The organism is Sulfitobacter sp. S223, assembly GCF_025143825.1.
Classification (GTDB): Bacteria; Pseudomonadota; Alphaproteobacteria; order Rhodobacterales; family Rhodobacteraceae; genus Sulfitobacter.
The window spans coordinates 2,873,701-2,893,688 of the sequence record NZ_CP083560.1 but is presented as its reverse complement, the minus strand read 5'-3'; the positions used below and the strand labels follow the sequence as shown (position 1 = coordinate 2,893,688).

18 protein-coding genes are annotated in these 19,988 nt (G+C 57.4%); 16 read left to right on the top strand and 2 right to left on the bottom strand.

Features of this window, described 5'->3' with window-relative positions:
• Positions 1-45 precede the first annotated feature (45 nt).
• The 10 genes from K3757_RS13820 (at position 46) to mnhG (ending at position 10,981) form a co-directional block, all read left to right on the top strand.
• Complete coding sequence (locus K3757_RS13820; protein WP_259996327.1) at positions 46-1,761, top strand: SulP family inorganic anion transporter; 1,716 nt, start codon at positions 46-48, stop codon at positions 1,759-1,761.
• A gap of 106 nt (positions 1,762-1,867) precedes the next feature.
• Positions 1,868-2,539 (top strand): Crp/Fnr family transcriptional regulator, encoded by a 672-nt coding sequence (locus K3757_RS13815; protein WP_259996325.1) that lies wholly within the window; start codon positions 1,868-1,870, stop codon positions 2,537-2,539.
• Positions 2,540-2,643: 104 nt separating this feature from the next.
• The gene (locus K3757_RS13810) at positions 2,644-4,098 is read left to right on the top strand and encodes an aldehyde dehydrogenase family protein (RefSeq protein WP_259996324.1); all 1,455 of its coding nucleotides are present in this window, start codon (positions 2,644-2,646) and stop codon (positions 4,096-4,098) included.
• A gap of 33 nt (positions 4,099-4,131) precedes the next feature.
• Positions 4,132-4,878: an SDR family oxidoreductase gene (locus K3757_RS13805; protein WP_259996323.1), complete on the top strand. Its 747-nt coding sequence runs from the start codon at positions 4,132-4,134 to the stop codon at positions 4,876-4,878.
• A 161-nt stretch (positions 4,879-5,039) separates the two neighbouring features.
• Positions 5,040-7,907 (top strand): monovalent cation/H+ antiporter subunit A, encoded by a 2,868-nt coding sequence (locus K3757_RS13800; protein ID WP_259996320.1) that lies wholly within the window; start codon positions 5,040-5,042, stop codon positions 7,905-7,907.
• Position 7,908: 1 nt separating this feature from the next.
• Positions 7,909-8,250 carry a Na+/H+ antiporter subunit C gene (locus K3757_RS13795; protein ID WP_259996319.1) on the top strand — a complete coding sequence of 114 codons (342 nt, stop codon included), beginning with the start codon at positions 7,909-7,911 and terminating at the stop codon, positions 8,248-8,250.
• The gene (locus K3757_RS13790; protein ID WP_259996318.1) at positions 8,247-9,803 is read left to right on the top strand and encodes a monovalent cation/H+ antiporter subunit D; all 1,557 of its coding nucleotides are present in this window, start codon (positions 8,247-8,249) and stop codon (positions 9,801-9,803) included. The genes K3757_RS13795 and K3757_RS13790 overlap by 4 nt, the downstream gene beginning before the upstream one ends.
• A gap of 1 nt (position 9,804) precedes the next feature.
• Complete coding sequence (locus tag K3757_RS13785) at positions 9,805-10,305, top strand: Na+/H+ antiporter subunit E (RefSeq protein WP_259996317.1); 501 nt, start codon at positions 9,805-9,807, stop codon at positions 10,303-10,305.
• Positions 10,302-10,589 (top strand): K+/H+ antiporter subunit F, encoded by a 288-nt coding sequence (locus tag K3757_RS13780; protein ID WP_259996316.1) that lies wholly within the window; start codon positions 10,302-10,304, stop codon positions 10,587-10,589. The genes K3757_RS13785 and K3757_RS13780 overlap by 4 nt, the downstream gene beginning before the upstream one ends.
• Positions 10,586-10,981: a monovalent cation/H(+) antiporter subunit G gene (gene mnhG / locus K3757_RS13775; protein WP_259996315.1), complete on the top strand. Its 396-nt coding sequence runs from the start codon at positions 10,586-10,588 to the stop codon at positions 10,979-10,981. The genes K3757_RS13780 and mnhG overlap by 4 nt, the downstream gene beginning before the upstream one ends.
• A 9-nt stretch (positions 10,982-10,990) precedes the next feature.
• Here the strand turns inward: mnhG and K3757_RS13770 are convergent, their stop codons facing one another.
• Complete coding sequence (locus tag K3757_RS13770) at positions 10,991-11,872, bottom strand: LysR family transcriptional regulator (protein WP_259996314.1); 882 nt, start codon at positions 11,870-11,872, stop codon at positions 10,991-10,993.
• Between the two features lie 93 nt (positions 11,873-11,965).
• Between K3757_RS13770 and K3757_RS13765 the strand changes: the two genes are divergently transcribed.
• The 6 genes from K3757_RS13765 (at position 11,966) to K3757_RS13740 (ending at position 18,439) form a co-directional block, all read left to right on the top strand.
• Positions 11,966-12,925 carry an NAD-dependent epimerase/dehydratase family protein gene (locus K3757_RS13765; protein WP_259996313.1) on the top strand — a complete coding sequence of 320 codons (960 nt, stop codon included), beginning with the start codon at positions 11,966-11,968 and terminating at the stop codon, positions 12,923-12,925.
• Between the two features lie 66 nt (positions 12,926-12,991).
• Complete coding sequence (locus K3757_RS13760; protein ID WP_260001282.1) at positions 12,992-14,104, top strand: S-(hydroxymethyl)glutathione dehydrogenase/class III alcohol dehydrogenase; 1,113 nt, start codon at positions 12,992-12,994, stop codon at positions 14,102-14,104.
• A gap of 267 nt (positions 14,105-14,371) precedes the next feature.
• The gene (locus tag K3757_RS13755) at positions 14,372-15,148 is read left to right on the top strand and encodes an SDR family oxidoreductase (RefSeq protein WP_259996312.1); all 777 of its coding nucleotides are present in this window, start codon (positions 14,372-14,374) and stop codon (positions 15,146-15,148) included.
• A 23-nt stretch (positions 15,149-15,171) separates the two neighbouring features.
• Positions 15,172-15,630 (top strand): (2Fe-2S)-binding protein, encoded by a 459-nt coding sequence (locus K3757_RS13750; protein ID WP_259996311.1) that lies wholly within the window; start codon positions 15,172-15,174, stop codon positions 15,628-15,630.
• A gap of 2 nt (positions 15,631-15,632) precedes the next feature.
• Positions 15,633-17,879 (top strand): xanthine dehydrogenase family protein molybdopterin-binding subunit, encoded by a 2,247-nt coding sequence (locus tag K3757_RS13745; protein WP_259996310.1) that lies wholly within the window; start codon positions 15,633-15,635, stop codon positions 17,877-17,879.
• Positions 17,876-18,439: a hypothetical protein gene (locus K3757_RS13740; protein WP_259996309.1), complete on the top strand. Its 564-nt coding sequence runs from the start codon at positions 17,876-17,878 to the stop codon at positions 18,437-18,439. Before K3757_RS13745 ends, K3757_RS13740 begins: the two co-directional genes overlap by 4 nt.
• Here K3757_RS13740 and K3757_RS13735 read toward each other — a convergent pair whose 3' ends face one another.
• Entirely contained in the window at positions 18,440-19,987 is a 1,548-nt protein-coding gene (locus tag K3757_RS13735) for a trimethylamine methyltransferase family protein (protein WP_259996308.1), read from the bottom strand.
• Between the last annotated feature and the right edge of the window lies 1 nt (position 19,988).

Here is a 19,988-nt window from a genome sequence, read left to right as displayed (position 1 = left end):
CGGGCCCTGCATTCAGCGGCGTCTGCATGACTTTCGAGAGAAATAATGATTGAGCAGTTGCGCCGTTACGTTCCGGTCTTTGACTGGGGCCGGACATACACCCGAACCACCTTCTCCAATGACATGATTGCAGCGCTGATCGTGACGATCATGCTGATCCCGCAGTCGCTTGCTTATGCGCTGCTGGCGGGCTTGCCGCCAGAGGCGGGGATCTATGCCTCAATCGTGCCAATTGTGCTTTATGCAATCTTCGGCACCAGTCGGGCGTTGGCGGTCGGTCCGGTCGCTGTGGTGTCCTTGCTGACGGCCTCAGCCATCGGGCAGGTGGCAGAGCAAGGCACAGCAGGCTACGCGGTCGCCGCCCTGACGCTGGCCTTTTTATCGGGTGGTTTCTTGGTGCTACTGGGGGTGTTGCGCCTTGGGTTTTTGGCTAATTTTTTAAGCCATCCGGTGATCGCTGGTTTTATAACAGCATCGGGCATTCTGATCGCGACCAGCCAGCTCAAGCACATCTTGGGTATCAGTGCATCTGGTCACACATTGCCAGAGATGATTGCCTCGATTCTTGAACATTTGGGTGAGATCAACTTGATCACGGTCATCATCGGGGTGCTGGCAACAGCGTTCCTGTTCTGGGTGCGCAAGGGGCTTAAGCCGCTGCTGAGACGCTTGGGCGCCTCTGCGCTGGTTGCGGATATCGCAACAAAGGCGGGCCCGGTCGGGGCTGTCGTGGTGACCACTGTATCGGTCTGGCTGTTCGGGCTGGATAACGCCGGCGTGAAAATTGTGGGTGAGGTGCCGCAGGGCCTACCGCCCCTTACTTTGCCCAGCTTTTCCCCGGATATTCTGGGTGCCTTGCTGGTGCCAGCTATCCTTATTTCCGTGATCGGCTTTGTCGAATCCGTTTCGGTTGCCCAAACGCTGGCTGCCAAAAAGCGGCAGCGCATTGATCCCGATCAGGAGCTGATCGGTCTGGGGGCGGCCAATCTCGGCGCGGCTTTCACAGGCGGGTATCCGGTGACGGGTGGATTTTCACGTTCAGTTGTGAACTACGATGCAGGGGCAGATACCCCCGCAGCAGGCGCCTATACTGCCGTCGGTCTGTCTATTGCGGCTGTGGGTCTGACCCCGCTTGTATATTTTCTGCCAAACGCCACTCTGGCGGCCACAATCATCGTTGCCGTTCTAAGCCTTGTTGATTTCTCGATCCTTAAGAAGACGTGGGATTATTCGAAAAAAGACTTTGCCGCAGTGGCTGTGACAATCCTGCTTACTCTTGGGATGGGGGTAGAGGTTGGCGTGGCCACAGGCGTGCTGGTGTCGGTCCTGTTGCACCTGTTCAAAACATCGCGCCCGCACGTGGCCGAGGTGGGCCTTGTGCCGGGGACCCAGCATTTCCGCAACATTCTGCGCCACAGGGTTGAGACAAACGAGACATTGTTGATCCTGCGGGTGGATGAGAGCCTCTATTTCGCCAATGCCCGGTTTCTTGAGGACTATATCCAGAAGCGCGTCACCAGCGGCACGTTGATCAAAAACGTGGTCCTGATGTTTCCCGCGATCAATGATGTGGACTATTCGGCGCTGGAGAGCCTTGAGGCGATCAACCGCCGTTTGCGCGATATGGGGATCGGGTTGCATCTTTCGGAGGTCAAAGGCCCCGTGATGGATCGGCTGGATCGTTCGCATTTCATCGACGAACTGAACGGTCGTGTTTTCCTGTCGCAATATGACGCTTGGCGCGCGTTCAATCCTGTCTGATACGGATAGCGTTCTGCGCTGTTGGATGATCCGGTCGGGGTGTCTATAGTCTGTGTTCCGGGGCGACCTTAGTCGCGCTAGGGGTTGTGAGGACAGGGACGCCAAGATGACTGAGACACTTGAATGGGTTGAACGCTTTCCGGGGCTTTCGCGGCTGGCGCCTGATATCAAGGACATGCTGATATCTCAAAGTGCCGTGGTTGAGGTTCCGACGGGGACAACAATTTTTGGTCCCGGCCATTCGCCCGAGAACATGCTTTTCTTGCTGGATGGCACTGTGCGGGTCCAGCAGGTGTCCGATACCGGCCACGAGATTGTCCTGTACCGCATTCATGCCGGTGAAAGCTGTGTGTTAACTACAGCCTGCTTGCTGGCGTTCGAGGATTACTCTGCCGAGGGCATCGCAGAAACAAATGTCCGTGCCGCTGCTATCCCGCGCACGCTGTTTGACGAGCTTGTGGGGCAGTCCAAACCGTTTCGTGATTTTGTCTTTGCCGCGTTCTCCAAGCGGATCACCGATCTTTTCCTGATGATTGACGAGGTTGCGTTTCAGCGACTGGACGTGCGGCTTGCGGATAAGTTGATCAAGCTGTCGGATGGTCAAGATGTGATAAAGACTACCCACCAGATGCTGTCGGTTGAACTCGGCACGGCGCGTGAAGTCGTCTCACGGCAGTTGCAGGAATTCCAGCGGCGTGGTTGGATTGAACAGTCTCGTGGCAGTGTGAAATTGCTGGACCGTGACCAATTGCAGCGGCTTGCACAGCACAACCACTGATCTTTCTTTTGCAGCGGCGCGTGCGGGATAAACATGCGCACCGCTTGCCAACGGGCGCCTGTGTTGCGAAGCTGGTCTGGCACATGTGAGAAAGGACTGTTCCCATGCCTATCCGCGCGCTTGATGTTGATCCTGCCCATTGCTTGATTGCGGGCAAATGGACGCCTTGTGCCAGTGGTGCCCTCCTTCCGCTTATCAACCCGTCTGACGGCAGTACCCTGTGCGAAATTGCACGCGGGAATGCGGATGATATCGACCGCGCGGTTGCCGCAGCGCGGGCGGCTTATGACGGGCCTTGGGGGCGCGCCACCGCTGTCGAACGGGGCCGTATCCTTTACAAAATCGGTGTTCTTGTTCTGGAAAACATAGATGCGATGGCGCAGATGGAGGCGCTGGACGTCGGCAAGCCGCTTAGTCAGGCGCGGGCAGATGTGGTGGCGTTGGCGCGATACATGGAGTTCTACGCAGGAGCGGTGGACAAACTGCACGGTCAGACCATTCCTTATCTTGATGGCTACACTGTTTACACCTTGCGTGAACCGCACGGCGTGACGGGGCATATCATTCCGTGGAATTATCCGATGCAGATAATCGGGCGTTCGGTCGGTGCCGCGCTTGCTGCGGGCAACACTGCGGTACTGAAACCCGCAGAAGAGGCCTGCCTGACCGCGCTTGCCTTTGGAGAACTTGCGCGCCGCGCGGGGCTGCCTGACGGAGCATTGAATGTGGTGCCCGGGCTCGGGGCCGAGGCAGGAGCCGCACTGACCACTCATAGCGGTGTCAATCATATCTCCTTCACGGGATCGGTTGGTACCGGACGTCTGATCCAGCAGTCTGCCGCGCAGAACGTCGTGCCCTTGACGCTGGAATTGGGTGGAAAATCACCACAGATTGTTTTCGATGACGCTGACATCGAAGCGGCCCTGCCGTTTTTGGTGAATGCGGGTATCCAGAACGCTGGTCAGACCTGCTCTGCGTCATCGCGGATACTGGTGCATCGCGACGTCTACGGTGAGGTCGTCAGCAAGATGGCCGAAAAGTACGCCGCCTTGCGGGCAGGTCCGGCCATGGCAGATATGGCCTTGGGCCCGCTGGTGTCTGCACGGCAAAAGGAGATCGTTGAGGGTTTTCTCGCCAAGGGTGCGGATCTGAGCATGATCGCGCAAGGCGAAATCACTGATGATGCGCCGGCTGGAGGTGCCTATATTGCACCGACCCTTTTCGAAGCGGTGCCGCAGGATCACGTGCTGGCACGTGAAGAAATCTTTGGCCCGGTACAAGTCATCATACCGTTTGAAGACGAAGCAGAGGCGCTGGAAATTGCCAATGGGACTGACTACGGACTGGTGGCATCTGTCTGGTCACGCGATGGGGCGCGCCAGATGCGGCTCGCGCGCAAACTACGTTCGGGTCAGGTGTTTTTGAATAATTACGGCGCGGGCGGCGGGGTTGAGCTGCCCTTTGGGGGATCGGGTCTGTCAGGGCATGGCCGGGAAAAGGGTTTCGAGGCGCTTTATGGATTTACCACGCTGAAGACAGTTGCCGCCTACCATGGCTAGAAGTTTTTGACACAAATAGGGGAGGGACGAACCATGCGCTTGCAGGGTAAAACAGTGATTGTGACAGGCGGTGCGTCAGGCTTTGGTGCCGGGATCGTCCGGAAATTTGTGTCCGAGGGCGCGCAGGTCATGATTGCCGATCTCAATACCGCGCTGGCCGAAGACCTGCGGCAGGAAATGGGCGCTCATGCCATCGTGTCAACCGCAAATGTCGCCGATAACGCCAGCGTCGAGGCGATGACAAAGCAAGCGATGACGGCGTGGGGCCACATCGATATTCTGGTGAACAATGCCGGCGTCACCCATTTGCCCAGCCCGATGGAACAGGTTAGCGAAGAAGATTTTGATCGCGTTTTCGCGGTGAATTGCAAATCTGTCTACCTGACGGCGCATCATATCGTGCCACTCATGAAAGAGCGCGGGCAGGGCAACATCCTGAACCTTGCCTCCACAGCGGGCGTTTCGCCGCGTCCCAATCTGAGCTGGTATAATGCCTCCAAGGGGTGGATGAACAATGCAACCAAAGGCATGGCGGTGGAGCTTGCGCCAAGCGGGGTCCGTGTCAACGCGCTGAACCCGGTGGCGGGTGAGACGCCACTTCTCAAGTCGTTTCTTGGCGAAGACACCCCTGAGATGCGCGCGAAATTCCTGTCCACCATTCCGCTCGGGCGTTTTTCCACGCCCGAGGATATGGGCAACGCCGCATGTTTCTTATGCTCGGATGAGGCGAGCATGATCACCGGAGTGTGTATGGAAGTGGATGGCGGGCGTTGTATCTGATAGAAAACCTAAAGAAATTACCCTGTGGTTCTTGGTATCGGTTCGCACCTCCCCTAAGTAGCCGCTAGACTACCCCGAATTCATCGTATCGATTCCGTGATGCGGTGAGACGACAAGCCCAGGAGGGGAACATCTCCGGGCCCCAACAGTATGGAGCGCGCGTGTCCCTTCTTTTGATTGTTGCCTTGCCGTTTCTGGGTGCTTTGTTGCCCGGGTTGATGAACCAAGCAGGTCGTGCGGCCTGTGCTGGGGTGACGTTTACCGTCTCCCTTGCCGCCTTTATCGGTCTGCTGACGAATTTGCCGGCTGTTATGGCAGGTGATGTCGTGATGTTCACGATGGACTGGATTCCGAGCTTGGGTCTGAACTTTACCCTCATGCTGGACGCGCTGGGCTTTTTCTTTGCCACACTGATCCTCGGGATTGGTCTGCTGATCATAACATATGCCCGCTTCTACCTCGCGCGTGAGGACAATATGGGTGAATTTTTCACCTATTTGCTTCTGTTTCAGGGGGCGATGGTTGGCATCGTCTTGTCTGATAACATCCTGCTCTTGCTCGTGTTCTGGGAGCTGACTTCGCTCTCTTCCTTCTTGCTGATCGGCTATTGGAAGCATTTGCCAGACGGGCGGCAGGGCGCGCGCATGGCGCTGACCGTGACCGGTATGGGCGGGCTTGCCATGATCGGTGGCATGCTGATCCTTGGCCAGATCGCAGGCAGCTATGATCTAAGCGTGATCCTGCAAAACCGTGATTTGATCCAGCAAAGCCCGCTTTACCTTCCCGCGCTGATCCTGATCCTGCTGGGCTGTTTCACTAAATCCGCGCAGTTCCCGTTCCACTTCTGGCTGCCACATGCGATGGCTGCGCCCACGCCAGTGTCAGCCTACCTGCACTCCGCCACGATGGTGAAAGCCGGAATTTTCCTGATGGCGCGTATGTGGCCGGTGCTGTCGGGCACACCCGAATGGTTCTGGATCGTTACATCGGCAGGTCTGATCACAATGGTGCTGGGCGCTGTGATCGCGCTGTTCAAACATGATCTCAAAGCGCTGCTGGCATTTTCGACAGTCAGCCATCTTGGCCTGATTACCATGCTGCTGGGTACGGGCACTGCCTTTGGTGCGATGGCAGCGGTATTTCACATTCTTAACCACGCGACATTCAAGGCGGCGCTGTTCATGTCCGCGGGCATCGTGGACCATGAGACACACACGCGCGACATCCGCCGTCTGGGTGGTCTGCGTCACTTGATGCCGATAACGTTCGGCATCGTCACGCTTGCGGCTCTTTCTATGGCGGGTATTCCCCTGCTTAACGGTTTTTTGAGCAAAGAGATGATGCTTGAGGAAGCCTATCACACGGTGCTGGGCGGCAATCACTGGGTCGTGCCCGCGCTGGCTGTTGTCGGGTCCTTGTTCTCTGCTGCGTATTGCTTCCGTCTGATCGGGCATACCTTCCTTGGTGTTGAGCGGGATGATTATCCGGCCAAACCGCATGACCCGCCTGCGGGCCTGTGGCTGCCTCCTGCGTTGTTGGTGGTGCTTGTTGTCGCGATTGGTGTGGCACCGTTTTTGGCTGAACCGGCAGTCAAGGGCGTGACCTCTGCCGTCTTGGGCACGGCTGCCGAAGTGCCAGAGGCACATTTCAAGATCTGGCACGGGCTGGTGCCGGCGCTTTATATGTCGATCGCTGCGGTGGTTGGTGGTTTGATCGTGTTGGCGCTATTTAATCCGCTGCTCAGGGCGTGGGATGCTGCGCCGCGACCAGAAGCGAAAACAATTTTTGACGGCGTGATCGCGGGCATCGTTCGCTTCGCCAAAGCCCTGATCCTGCCGCTGCACAACGGCGCATTCTCGCGCTACGGTGCCATCATGGCCGTGACTGTTGTTGTCGCTGGTTATTATGCGTGGGCGACGGGCACGATCAGCGCTCCCACAAGAACGCTTCAAGCCCCGGGCGCGATTGAGATAGCGGGTTGGATTATGATGGTGGCTGCTGTGGCCGGTATGGTGTTGATGCATCGTAACCGCCTGCTGTCGCTTATTCTGATCGGGATCGTCGGGCTGATGGTATCTGTCGGGTTTGTCTTCTTCTCGGCGCCTGATCTTGCGATGACCCAAATCACTGTAGAAGTTGTGACGACCATCCTGATGCTGCTGGCGCTGAATTTTCTGCCCAACGAGACGCCTATCGAAAGCACGGTCTTGCGCCGCACACGTGATGCTGCAATTGCGCTTGGCGCAGGTGCTGCGGCAATGGCGCTAAGCTATCACTATCTACTGCGTGATGCCGTCACGTCGCCGATTTCGGAGTTCCACCTTGCAAACAGCTACAAGGGTGGCGGCGGGACGAATGTGGTCAACGTGATACTCGTAGACTTCCGTGGCTTTGATACCTTTGGCGAAATTATCGTGTTGGGGATCGCTGCGGTGCTGATCTATGCGCTGACCGAAGCGTTGCTTGGTGGTCCCGTGCGGGCACGATTGCTGAACCGTACACCGGATAAACCGCTTGCCGGAGACATGCACCCGATGATGATGGTGGTGCTGACACGGGTTCTGATGCCGGTTGTAATGATGGTCGCCTTCTACGTGTTCCTGCGCGGCCATAATGAGCCGGGCGGCGGTTTTATCGCGGGGTTGATCGCGTCAATCGGTCTGGTGATGCAATACATGGCCAGCGGTTATAGCTGGGCGACCGCGCGTCAGCGGTATCCGCATCATGGCGTCATTGGCGCAGGCGTTTTGATTGCCGGTCTCACTGGCATCGGATCGTGGTTTGTCGGGAAACCGTTCCTGACCTCGGATTTCACCTATGTCCGCATCCCGCCGTTTGAAAAGTTTGAACTGGCCACAGCCGCACTGTTTGACTTGGGCGTGTTCCTTGCGGTGGTCGGGGCGGTGATGCTCTCGCTTGACGGGTTTAGCCGGATGGCGCGCCGCGCTCATGTAAAGGACAGCGATTACGCCATGGACATCAACCCTGCGCGAAACGAAAACGACGCGCTAAAAGGGCAGGGGGTATAACATGGAATTTCTTGTAGCATCTGCCATCGGCATTCTGACAGCTGGCGGCCTTTATATGGTTTTGCGCTTGCGAACCTTTCCCGTGATCCTTGGTGTGTCATTGCTGACTTACGCGGTGAATGTGTTTCTGTTTGCATCAGGTCGTTTGACCATTGGTGCGCCACCAATCCTTTCTGACGCGACCACCTACACCGATCCGCTTCCTCAGGCGCTTGTGCTGACTGCGATTGTGATTTCTTTCGGGATGACCGCCGTTGTGGTGATGATTTCGCTGGGGGCCTATCTGGGAACCGACGATGACCATGTCGATGACGCGCCTGGCCGCGGGGAGGACGAAGTATGACCCATTGGTTGATCATGCCGGTTGTTCTGCCGGCACTTCTTGCTCCGTTCATCATCCTTGCTGCTCGGTATCATATGGGCATACAGCGGGTGTTCTCTGTCGCTGGTGTGCTTGCGCTGATTGCCATCACGCTTGGCCTTGCCATTGAGGCATCTGACGGCACCGTGATGCTGTACCGCCTCAGCGATTGGGCCGCGCCCTTCGGCATCGTGTTGGTTGGCGATCGCCTTAGCACGATGATGGTGCTTCTGATGGCGGTGCTGGCGCTTTTTGTGCTGCTCTATGCCATCGGTTCCAAATGGGATGAGCGGGGGCGCCATTTCCACGTGCTGTTCCAGTTCCAGCTTATGGGGATCGCAGGCGCGTTTCTGACCGGTGATTTGTTCAACCTCTTCGTATTTTTCGAAGTGCTGCTGATTGCGTCCTATGGTTTGATGATCCACTCAGGCGGTAATGTGCGTCTGCGTGCAGGGGTGCAATATGTATTGTTCAACCTGCTTGGATCGACCCTGTTCCTGTTCGCGCTTGGCGCGCTTTATGCTGAAACCGGAACGCTTAACATGGCTGATCTGGCAGAGCGGGTGCAGTTGATCGGGGCCGATGGCACTGTTGGCATCCGCGTGGCGGCTGTCCTACTGATCCTTGTCTTCGCAATCAAAGCGGCAATCGTGCCTTTGCATTTCTGGTTGCCCAGTTCTTATGCAGAAGCCCCTCCTCCGGTTGCCGCGCTTTTTGCGATCATGACCAAAGTGGGCGCCTACGCGATCATCCGCGTCTACACGCTGATCTTTCCGGTCAATCTGGAAGTAACTGCGGGCTTGCATGATACATGGTTGTTGCCTGCTGCGTTGGTGTCGCTAGCCGTGGGTGCTGTCGGCGTGCTGGCCGCGAAAAAGCTGGACCGTCTGGTGGCCTTTGCTGTGATCAGCTCAATGGGCATGGTCATGGTCGCAGTGGCGCTGTTCACACAAGTGAGCATCGCATCGGCGCTTTATTACATGGTGCATTCCACATTTGCGGCGGCTGCGCTTTTCCTGATTGTCGATCTGGTGCGTCAAAGCCGTGGACATCTGGAACTGATCACCGATGCCCCTGTCGCTGGGGCGGCACTGATCGCGGGGATGTTTATGGTGGCCGCAATTGCCATGGCCGGCCTGCCGCCATTGTCGGGCTTTGTAGGTAAACTGATGGTGCTGAATGCGTCCTTTGGCTCCGATGCCGCTGTGTGGATATGGTCGGTGGTGTTGGTATCCAGCCTGATCACAATCGTCGGGTTTGCGCGTGCGGGCTCTGTTCTGTTCTGGAAAGCACAATCTGACGGCGCGCCAGTGCCCGAGCTTGGCCGCGCATTACCATCTGCTCTGTCGTTTGTTGCAGTGGGCGGGCTTCTTGCGCTGCTGATTGCGCATACCGTGTTTGCCGGTCGTATGTACGATTATACCAACAGAACCGCAGCGCAGCTGGTCAATCCTGAGGCCTACATCCGCACAGTGCTCGACGCGCCGGGCAAGCTGAGTGATGCTAAAGCAGACACAAAAGAAGGGGATCACTGAGATGTTGAGACTGTTTCACTGGCTCTTTCCGCACCCGCTGTTGACGCTACTGCTCGCGATTGTCTGGATACTGCTGCAGAATAGTTTTACCGCTGGTATGGCGGTCTTCGGGCTGATCCTTGGCATTGTCATACCGCGCATCACGGCGGCCTTCTGGCCCGAGCGGCCGGGCGGCATTCGCACGGGCAAGATGATCTCTTATGGCGTCATGGTCCTGTGGGATATCATGGTTGCCAATGTTCAGGTCGCTTGGATCGTGTTGACTGTTCCCAATTCGAAGCTGAAACCGGCATGGATCACCATTCCTCTTGATTTGCGCCAGCCCGAAGCAATCACATTGCTGGCAGGTACCATCACATTGACACCCGGAACAGTGTCTGCCGATTTATCGCAAAGCGGGCGGTATTTGCTGGTACATGTATTGCACACGGACGACCCTGATGCAGAGCGTGACGGGATCAAAACCCGCTATGAGGCGCGCCTGAAGGAGATTTTCATATGACCTTTGCAACTGATCTGATGAACTACGCGCTAATCGGCGCATTCGTGGTGGTTGGCCTGTGTCAGCTGATGGCGATGGTTCGTGTCGTCATAGGGCCGGATGTCGGTGACCGGATTTTGGCGCTTGATACCATGGTGGTGAATGCGATCGGCCTGATTGTGTTGATGGGTTTGGCGCAGGGAACGCGCATCTATTTCGAAGCGTCCCTGATCATCGCCATGCTCGGATTTGTCTCAACCGTGGCCTATGCGCGCTTTGTCCTGCGGGGAGACATCATCGAATGACCTACGAAATTATCGCAACCTATGCCGTCACTTTCTGCCTCGTAGTTGGCGCGATTTTCACGCTGGTCGGCGCGATTGGCCTGTTGAAGTTCAATGACAGCATGACCCGCCTGCATGCCCCCACCAAAGTCGGCACCGTCGGCGTTGGCGCGCTGTTGCTCGCCTCGATCATCTACAATGGCGTATTTGGCGAAGGTGCCATTCAGGAGCTGCTTATCATGGCATTCCTGTTCGTAACTGCGCCGATTTCGGCCAATTTCATTGCCAAGGTTAACATGCACCGTAGCTCCTGCGACATGCCGCCCGAACTGCCTTTGGACGAACAATGGGCAACGTTTGATCTTCCGGCCAGTGACAATGACATTCTGGATGAGCAAAGCACAAGAAGCTGAACGGGTCGCTTATAGCGCTGCGAATTGCGCGGCCAGATGGTCAAAGCATAGCCGCACCCGCGGGCTCATCCGCAACTCTTGATGCGCTGTGATCCAGACGGGGATAGCGCCTATGTCAAGCTCGGGAAAAACAGGGATCAAATCAGGATCAGCATCGCCCATGCTGCGCTGCCCGAAGCCGATGCCAAATCCCGCCGTTACCATGCGCCAGCACACCACCTGATCGTCGGAGCGAAACGCAAAGGAGCTGCGGTCAACGGTATGGCCCATCTTCCGCATTCCATCCAGAATTAGCGTGCTTCGGTCATATCCGATAAGCGTGTGTCGGGTCAGGTCCTCAGGGGCGTGCGGTAGGCCGTGCCGTTCGACATAACTGCGTGCGACATAAATCCCTACGGGCAATTCGGTCACCTTTTTGGCGATCAGATCGCTCTGTGTTGGACGGTACATGCGCACCGCCAGATCAGCCTCACGCCGTAGCAGGTTGTCCGTCAAGTCAGAAGCGACCAGTTCGAGGCTGAGCGCGGGGTGCGCGGCGTGTAGTTGGGCCAGCATGGGGGGCAGCAAGAACGTGGCTGCTATCTGGCTTGCGGTGATCCGCACGGTCCCCCCTATTTCGCGGGTTTGCGCGCCAGTGAAAGAAACCTGCGCTGCGGCTTCGGCCATTGCTTCTGCGTGGGTTTGAACGGCGGCTCCTTCCGGTGTCAGCGTTAATCCTGCGGGGGTGCGAAAAAACAGCCGTGTTCCAAGCAATGCCTCCAGCTGGGCAAGATGACGGCTCAGGGTGGGTTGGCTGCTCTCTGACGCTTTCGCCGCTGCGGCAAGTGAACCCGCTTCGCTGATTGCGCAGAAAGACTGCAATAGATGCCATGGCAAATTAGGGGTATTCATATTTGGATGCGATGATCTGAATTTTTGTAATTATGCGCTCAAAAATGGATTGATATTATCTTCCTGTCAACATCAGGAAAATCGGAGAACATTATGACTGGAATTGTTTTGATCCTAGGGGCCAATGGCCGTTTCGGGGCAGCAGCTGCCCGTGCTTTTGCAAATGCAGGATGGGAAGTGCGGGCGGCTACGCGAAAGGGTGATGCTTCAAGTGACCTGCGCATGACGTCTGTTGCATGTGATGTGATGGATCGTGCCGCTGTGATCCGTACAGCCAGGGGGGCGGATGTGATCGTGCATGCCGTCAATCCGCCCTACCACCAGTGGGCGAAACTCATGCCCGTGCAAACGGCCAACGTGATAGCGGCAGGACTGTCCAGCGGTGCCACAGTCATGGTCCCCGGCAACGTCTATACGTTCGGGGAAAACGCCCGACCTATCTTAGGCGAAACAGATGCTCTCGCGCCCACCACCCGCAAGGGCCGGTTGCGCGTAGAGTTGGAGCGCGCATTTGAAGATGCGGCAAAGCAAGGTTTGCGCACCATCATTTTGCGCGGGGGCGATTTTATCGAGGCGGCGAAAACCGGAAACTGGTTCGATAGCTTCATTACCAACAAGGTCCAGCAAGGCAAATTCACCTATCCCGGACGCATGGATGTCGTGCATGCATGGGCCTATTTGCCCGATATGGCCCGCGCAATGGCTTTACTGGCTGATAAGCGTGACACGCTTGCGCCTTTCACAAAGATTGGTTTCGAAGGTTACAGCCTGACCGGAGCAGAACTGCAATCGGCGGTAGCCGAGGCGGTGGGTAAGCCGCTGAAAAAGGGCAGTGTCCCATGGCCGGTATTGCGGGTCATCGGTCTGTTTAACCCGTTGATCCGCGAGGTCATCGAGATGCGATATCTTTGGAATACGCCGCACCGTATTGATGGCCAACCTCTGCGTGATTTGCTGCCGGAATTTGCGCCGACACCGCTGCCTGACGCCATGGACGAAATCTTTGCCGGACAGCATAAAACAGCCAAGTTTGAGGGGGCAGTGCACCCCTGATCTACTTGACATCAGGAGGCCGCACAGGTCCATTCAGAAGAAACCAATTCAGGAGAAAACGCCATGATGAAAACCCGTGCTGCCGTCGCCGTCGAAGCTGGAAAACCGCTTGAGATCATGGAGGTGAACCTTGAGGGGCCAAAACGCGGCGAGGTTCTGATTGAAATCAAAGCCACAGGCCTGTGTCACACAGACGAATTTACCCGCTCAGGCGACGACCCCGAAGGCATCTTTCCCTGTATCCTTGGCCATGAGGGCGCGGGTGTTGTTATGGAAGTTGGCGAAGGCGTGACCACGCTGGAAGTCGGTGATCATGTGATCCCGCTTTACACGCCTGAATGCCGCGAGTGCGAATATTGTCTGAGCGGGAAGACCAACCTGTGTCAGGCGATCCGCATCACCCAAGGGCGCGGGCAACTGCCTGACGGAACCACGCGTTTTTCCATGCTGGATGGCACGCCAATCCACCACTACATGGGCTGCTCTACCTTCGCCAATCATACAGTCGTGCCAGAAATCGCGCTGGCAAAAGTGCGCAAGGACGCGCCGTTTGACAAAATTTGCTATATTGGCTGCGGCGTCACAACGGGTATCGGCGCAGTGATCAACACGGCCAAAGTTGAAATTGGCGCGCGCTGTGTGGTGTTTGGTCTTGGAGGCATCGGGCTTAATGTCATCCAGGGCCTGCGTTTGGCGGGGGCGGACCAGATCGTCGGCGTTGATCTGAACGACGACAAAGAAGAAACCGGCCGCTATTTCGGTATGACCGATTTCGTGAACCCAACAAAGATCGACGGTGACATGGTCGAACATCTGGTTGAACTCACAGGCGGCGGCGCGGACTATACTTTTGACGCGACCGGCAACACCAAGGTGATGCGCCAAGCACTTGAAGCTGCACACAAGGGGTGGGGCGAAAGCATCATTATTGGCGTGGCCCCCGCAGGTGCAGAAATTTCCACCCGTCCGTTCCAGCTGGTCACAGGACGCGTCTGGCGCGGCACCGCCTTTGGCGGCGCCAAAGGGCGCACAGACGTGCCTAAAATTGTAGACTGGTACATGAATGGCAAGATCGAGATCGACCCGATGATCACGCACAAGTTGACGCTGGACCAAATCAACGAAGGCTTTGATCTGATGCACGAGGGCAAATCAATCCGTGCGGTTGTCGAATTCTAAGCAATTGGTCGGCCGGATGGATACGAGCATCTGGCCGACACCATTATAACGGCGCGTCCGGCGATCCTGTCTCATGGGGAAGGGATTGCACGACCGGGTCATGCTGCGCCGACTTGTCAGCCCGCAATGCAGTGATAGCTCCGCAACGTCATGCGCATCGAAGCACTGGCGGCGATTGAGCTAAGCGGATAGCGTACCGAAGACGTGCAGCGCGACTGGGTGGCCCTCTTGCTGCCCGCCGCAGTAACAGTTTTTCGGAGACCCATTGTGTCCAATATTGCCCTCATTACCGGTGCATCCTCCGGGATCGGCGCGGAATTTGCCCGCTATCACGCTAGCAAAGGGGGCGATGTCATACTGACGGCGCGTTCAAGGGATAAACTTGACGCCCTCGCCGCCGAATTGCAGGCGGCGCACGGCGTAACGGCACATGTGTTTGCGCTGGATCTGGGCGCACCCGAAGGCGCACAGGCGTTGATTGACGCGGTGACATCGGCGGGTCTGCAAATCAACGTCCTGATCAACAACGCAGGCTTCGGCGGGCAGGGGCGGCACATTGATCGCCCCATAGCGGATGAACTTGGGATGATTGACCTTAACGTCAAAGCGCTTGTTTCTCTGAGCCACCACTTTGGCCGCGACATGGCAAAGCGCGGCGCAGGTCGGATTTTGAACGTTGGATCGACAGCCGGTTTCATGCCCGGACCGCTTCAGGCGGTATATTTTGCCACCAAGGCCTTCGTAAAGAGCTTCTCTCAGGCGCTCGATCATGAACTGCGCGATCAAGGCGTGACGGTCACTGTTCTCGCGCCGGGATATGTCGGCACAGGGTTTGCCGACCGGGCCGATTTACATGGTACAAACCTTGTGAAGAGTGGGGGAAAGACACCAGCATCCGTGGCAAAACATGGATATGACGCTATGTCCCGGGGGGAACTTGTAACGGTGAACGAAGCGCCGCTAAGCTTTTTGGTCAACTGGATTATCCCGCTGCTGCCAAGCCGATCCGTGCTCAAGGTTATCGAGCGGATGCAGCGCAAATAACAAAACACCCGGAGGAACAAGAGATGAAACTGAATGTGAACGGAACCTCTCACGAGGTGGATGTAGAAGAGGATATGCCTCTTTTGTGGGTGCTGCGCGACGAACTTGGCATCACGGGTGTAAAATACGGTTGCGGGATTGCCCAATGTGGCGCGTGCACTGTGCATGTGGACGGTGTCGCCGTGCGGTCCTGCCAATTGGCGGCGGGCGATGTGGACGGGGATATCACCACCATCGAAGGGCTTGGCACGCCAGAAACGCTGCACGCGGTGCAAGAGGCGTGGGTTGAGCATCAGGTGGCGCAATGCGGCTACTGCCAGTCCGGCCAGATGATGCAGGCAGCCAGCTTTCTGGATCTCAACGCGGAACCAAGCGATGCGCAAATCGATCAGGCCATGAGCGGCAACTTGTGCCGTTGCGGGACCTATCCACGCATCCGTGCTGCGGTGAAATCCGCCGCGACAAAGCTGCAGGGAGCTTGAAAATGGGACGTGTTAGAACAATCGCCCGCCGGTCGTTTCTGATCGGCTCCGCCGCCATTCTGGGTGGCGTCGCTTTTGGTACCTATCTGGTCAAACGTGATCCCGAGAACCCTTTGACAGCGGACGCTGCCGCCGGGGATGCTGTGTTTAACCCGTGGGTCAAGATCAGCTCGGATGGGATCACGCTGGTCACACCGCATACGGATCTGGGGCAGGGGGCGACGTCAATGCAAGCGATGCTGATAGCCGAAGAGCTTGACGTAGACCTTGACCAGATCACCACAACGCCGGGCGTGCCGGCTGCGGCATATTACAACACTGCGCTGGCTTCAGAAGCGGTGCCGTTCCGCTCCAACGATACCGGCTTCGCCGCAGAGACGATGCGCAGCACGATGGGCGCTGTGATGAAGGTCATTGGCGCGCAAGTTACAGGTGGATCGACCGCTGTTCCAGACAGCTTTGACAAATTGCGTCAGGCAGGTGCGGTCGCACGCGAAACGCTCAAAGCTGCGGCGGCAGCCGAGACAGGTCTGGACGTAAGCGAGCTGCGGACAGAGCGTGCGGCGGTTGTCCTGCCTGACGGCACGCGGCTGGAATACACATCACTGGCCGCGCGTGCCGCTCAGATGGATCCGGTAAGCGATGTCGCACTGCGTGAACCTGATCAGTGGCGTTTGATCGGTAAGGACGTGCAGCGGATGGACGTGCTGGCGAAGTCCACCGGCACCCAGACCTATGGGATTGATCTCAAGGTTGACGGGATGGTGCATGCTTCGGTGCGAATGAACCCGCGCAAAGGTGCGCCAATGCTTGGGTTTGACGCCTCTGCCGCCGAAACTATGCGCGGCGTCTCGCAGGTTATCGGATTGCCGTACGGCGTGGCGGTGATCGCTGACAACACATGGCGTGCTTTCCGCGCCCTCGAAGAGATCGAAGTTGATTGGGATACGGCGCCATATCCGGCTGAGCAGGACGCGCATTGGGCAGCAGTAGCCGCATCTTTCACGCCTGACCGTCTGGATAAGGAATGGCGCCATGACGGGGACGTGGATAGCGCGCTGGCCAATACAAGCGAGGCTATCGTAGAGGCCGAATACCGCGCGCCCTATGTCGCGCACCAACCACTTGAACCGCTAAGCGCAATCGTCAAAGTCGGCGCAGATCGCGTGGATATCTGGGTCTCTCACCAATTGCCGCGATTTGTGCAGCAGCGGGTGGCGAAAAAGCTGGATATGGACCCAGAGCAAATTTACCTGCACAACCAATATGCTGGCGGTAGCTTTGGTCACAGGCTGGAATTCGACAACATTGACGTGACGGTGGATGTGGCACGAGAACTGCCAGACACTCCGGTTAAGTTGACGTTCCGCCGCGAAGAAGACTTTGTGCAGGACTATAATCGCCAGATCGGTATGGCGCGCGGACGTGGCGCGCATGCGGGTGGCAAGGTAACCGCACTTGACCTTGAAATTGCGACGGTATCCGCCGCCCGCTCCCAGTCAAATCGCCTTGGCGCACCAGTGCCCGGCCCTGATACGCAAATCGCAGCAGGGGCGTGGAACATGCGCTACAGCGTGCCTGATCTGCGCGTGCGTGCTTACGCAGTTCCTGAACTCGCCCCAACGTCGTCTTGGCGTTCGGTCGGGGCCTCCACGGCCGGTTTTTTCGCAGAAAGCTTTCTGGATGAGCTGATCCATGCCGCGGGCGCGGACCCGATGGAGGAACGCCTGCGGCTGGTCAATGACGATGATGCGCGCCGCGTGCTTGAAGCAGTCGCTGAGATGTCCAATTGGGGCAGTCCATTGGCCCCGCGGAAGGGGCGCGGCGTCGCGCTTGTGACATCGTTTGGAGTGCCGGTTGCTGAAGTGGTCGAGGTGACGGATACCGATGACGGCATCCGCATCGACAACGTCTGGCTTGCTGCCGAAGTTGGCCAAGTTGTCGATCCGGTGACGTTCGAAAACGTTGTTGCGGGGGGGGTGATTTGGGGGCTTGGCCATGCCATGAACTCTGAAATTACCTATTCTGATGGCAAAGCTGAGCAGGACAACTTTCACATGGCCGAAGGGATGCGGATGCATCAGTGTCCGGTGATCGAAGTGCGCGCGTTGGAAAACAATCCGTCTATTCGCGGCATCGGCGAGCCGCCGGTCCCGCCAGCGGCACCTGCGTTGGCCAATGCGATCTTTGCTGCCACGGGTACACGCCTGCGGGAGATGCCTTTCTTTAACACGGTCAACTTCATATGAACCGCTTTGCACTCATATTCGCCTGTTTCACGGTTCCGGCCGCTGCACAGGCGCAGGACGCTGGAACGGCGGCTTGGGATCGTATCTATGCTGTAGCCTCGCATCCACGCTGTACAAACTGCCACGTGGGCGCCAGCGGGCGGCCTGCATGGGATGATCTGGGGTATGGCGGTGCGAGGTTGCACGGCATGAACATCGTCGCTGGCGAAAGCCGCATCGGCGCAGAAAGCATTCCCTGTCGTGCCTGTCACATCGGGGCCGCTGGAGATAATGCCGTACCGCACGCAGCCCCTCAAATTGACGACGCCTGGCGGTTGCCTCCGGTGGAGCTGGCATGGCGCGGGAAATCCAGCGCTGAGGTCTGTGCGCAATTGCGTGATCCAGATGCCAATGACGGATTTGACATGGCCGATCTTGTAGACCACGTGCGGACCAGCGCCTTTGTCAGCTACGGCTTTACCCCCGGCGCAGGCCGAACCTCTGCCCCCGGATCAGTCGCTGATCTGGCGCGCGATATCGAGGTTTGGGCCGCTGCGGGTAGCCCTTGTGCGCGTGACTGATCAGTAACTCTGGTTAAGCTCGTCTGCCGCCGGTATTTCACGCTCGCGCTTGGCAATGTAGTCCCGCAGGGCTTCGTCGGCAGAGACCTCTAGCGCAGGCTCTTGATATTCTTTCAACAGCTTTCTTGCGTGCTGCAAGGCGCGGGCTGGCGTTTCAACCGCACCTTCCGCCACCCATTGCTCTATTGCATTATTATCGAACATCTCGGGCATGAAAAAAGCGCTTTGAAAGTTCTCTTGGGTATGGGCATGACCCAGATAGTGACCGCCGGGGCCCACATCAGGAACCGCTGATAGAGCGTCCTCGAAATCATCGAAATTGACTCCGCATGACATGCGATGCGCCATGGCGCATTGCTCTGCATCCACGATGAACTTCGCAACCGAACAATGCATTCCGGCCTCGTTCCAGCCTGCTGCATGCCAGATGTAGTTTGCTCCTGCATGCATGAGCGAAGACAGGGTGGTTGCGCTTTCATAGCCCGCTTGCGCGTCGAATGTTTTGGCCCCGCCCAAACTGGCGGAGCTGCGCCAAGGTACGCCGTAATGCCGCGCCATCTGACCGATCATGAAATTCATCAGCGATATCTCGGGCGTGCCGGCCATCGGCGCGCCTGACTTCATCGAGACGGTGCTGAGGTAATGGCCATAGATCGCCGGTGCGCCGCGACGGATGACTTGCGTGTAGGCAAGCGCGCTCAGCGCTTCGGCGTTCAGTTGCGCAACGGATGCGGCGACAGATGCGGGCGTGTTTGCACCGCCCAACACGAAGGGAGAGCAGAGGACAGGCTGGTTTGCGCGGCTGAACGCGCGCATCGCGCCCAGCATCGTCTCGTCCCAGACCAAAGGAGAATTGCCGTTGCAGTTGCCAGTCACGACCGCATGATCATCAAGGAACTGCGCCCCGAACAGAAGGCGACACATCTCGATCACGTCTTCGGCATTTCTGGGGCTGGTGGTCATGCCCATGAAGGTTTTGTCAGAGTACTTCATCGATGAATAGGTGATGCGCAGATGGCGCTGGCTGATCGCATGATCATAAGGTTCGACGATATGATGTGCGGAACTGTGCAGCGCGGGCAGCATATGGGATAGTTTGTGAAACATCGCCAGATCGTCCAGCGTCGGGTTGCGCCGAACATCGTCAAGGTCACGCAGGTAAGGCGCGCCTGTCATCGGGACGAAAAGAGCGCGGTCGCCGCCAAAGGGGATGTTCTTTTGGGGGTCACGCGCATGATAGGTGAAACGCTCGGGGATGGTTGATATCAGGTCCCGCACAAGCGCACGGTCAAGATAGACACGTTCCCCTACTACTTTTGCGCCGATGCGTTTCCAGTCGGCCAAGGCAATTTCATCCCGAAAGATCACGCCGACATTTTCCAGAATGTCCATTGAGGCTGCATCGATCTTTTCGATCTGGCTACCGCTGAGGATTTCGCAGGTCGGGATACGATTGTGTATGCCGGGCAACATGCTGCTATCAGTGGTGCTGCGCAGGGCGCGTCTTGCGGCGCGGCCGCCGCTGCGGGTTCTGGTTTGGGTTTGCATG

Bases quoted from the DNA above. Each gene is read 5' to 3' on its own strand.
- K3757_RS13785 (WP_259996317.1), top strand. From the start codon at position 9,805: ATGTTGAGACTGTTTCACTGGCTCTTTCCGCACCCGCTGTTGACGCTA.
- K3757_RS13740 (WP_259996309.1), top strand. From the start codon at position 17,876: ATGAACCGCTTTGCACTCATATTCGCCTGTTTCACGGTTCCGGCCGCT.
- K3757_RS13760 (WP_260001282.1), top strand. From the start codon at position 12,992: ATGAAAACCCGTGCTGCCGTCGCCGTCGAAGCTGGAAAACCGCTTGAG.
- K3757_RS13805 (WP_259996323.1), top strand. From the start codon at position 4,132: ATGCGCTTGCAGGGTAAAACAGTGATTGTGACAGGCGGTGCGTCAGGC.
- K3757_RS13820 (WP_259996327.1), top strand. From the start codon at position 46: ATGATTGAGCAGTTGCGCCGTTACGTTCCGGTCTTTGACTGGGGCCGG.
- K3757_RS13765 (WP_259996313.1), top strand. From the start codon at position 11,966: ATGACTGGAATTGTTTTGATCCTAGGGGCCAATGGCCGTTTCGGGGCA.
- K3757_RS13810 (WP_259996324.1), top strand. From the start codon at position 2,644: ATGCCTATCCGCGCGCTTGATGTTGATCCTGCCCATTGCTTGATTGCG.
- K3757_RS13745 (WP_259996310.1), top strand. From the start codon at position 15,633: ATGGGACGTGTTAGAACAATCGCCCGCCGGTCGTTTCTGATCGGCTCC.
- K3757_RS13750 (WP_259996311.1), top strand. From the start codon at position 15,172: ATGAAACTGAATGTGAACGGAACCTCTCACGAGGTGGATGTAGAAGAG.
- K3757_RS13770 (WP_259996314.1), bottom strand. From the start codon at position 11,872: ATGAATACCCCTAATTTGCCATGGCATCTATTGCAGTCTTTCTGCGCA.
- K3757_RS13795 (WP_259996319.1), top strand. From the start codon at position 7,909: ATGGAATTTCTTGTAGCATCTGCCATCGGCATTCTGACAGCTGGCGGC.
- K3757_RS13790 (WP_259996318.1), top strand. From the start codon at position 8,247: ATGACCCATTGGTTGATCATGCCGGTTGTTCTGCCGGCACTTCTTGCT.
- K3757_RS13815 (WP_259996325.1), top strand. From the start codon at position 1,868: ATGACTGAGACACTTGAATGGGTTGAACGCTTTCCGGGGCTTTCGCGG.
- K3757_RS13735 (WP_259996308.1), bottom strand. From the start codon at position 19,987: ATGCAAACCCAAACCAGAACCCGCAGCGGCGGCCGCGCCGCAAGACGC.
- mnhG (WP_259996315.1), top strand. From the start codon at position 10,586: ATGACCTACGAAATTATCGCAACCTATGCCGTCACTTTCTGCCTCGTA.
- K3757_RS13780 (WP_259996316.1), top strand. From the start codon at position 10,302: ATGACCTTTGCAACTGATCTGATGAACTACGCGCTAATCGGCGCATTC.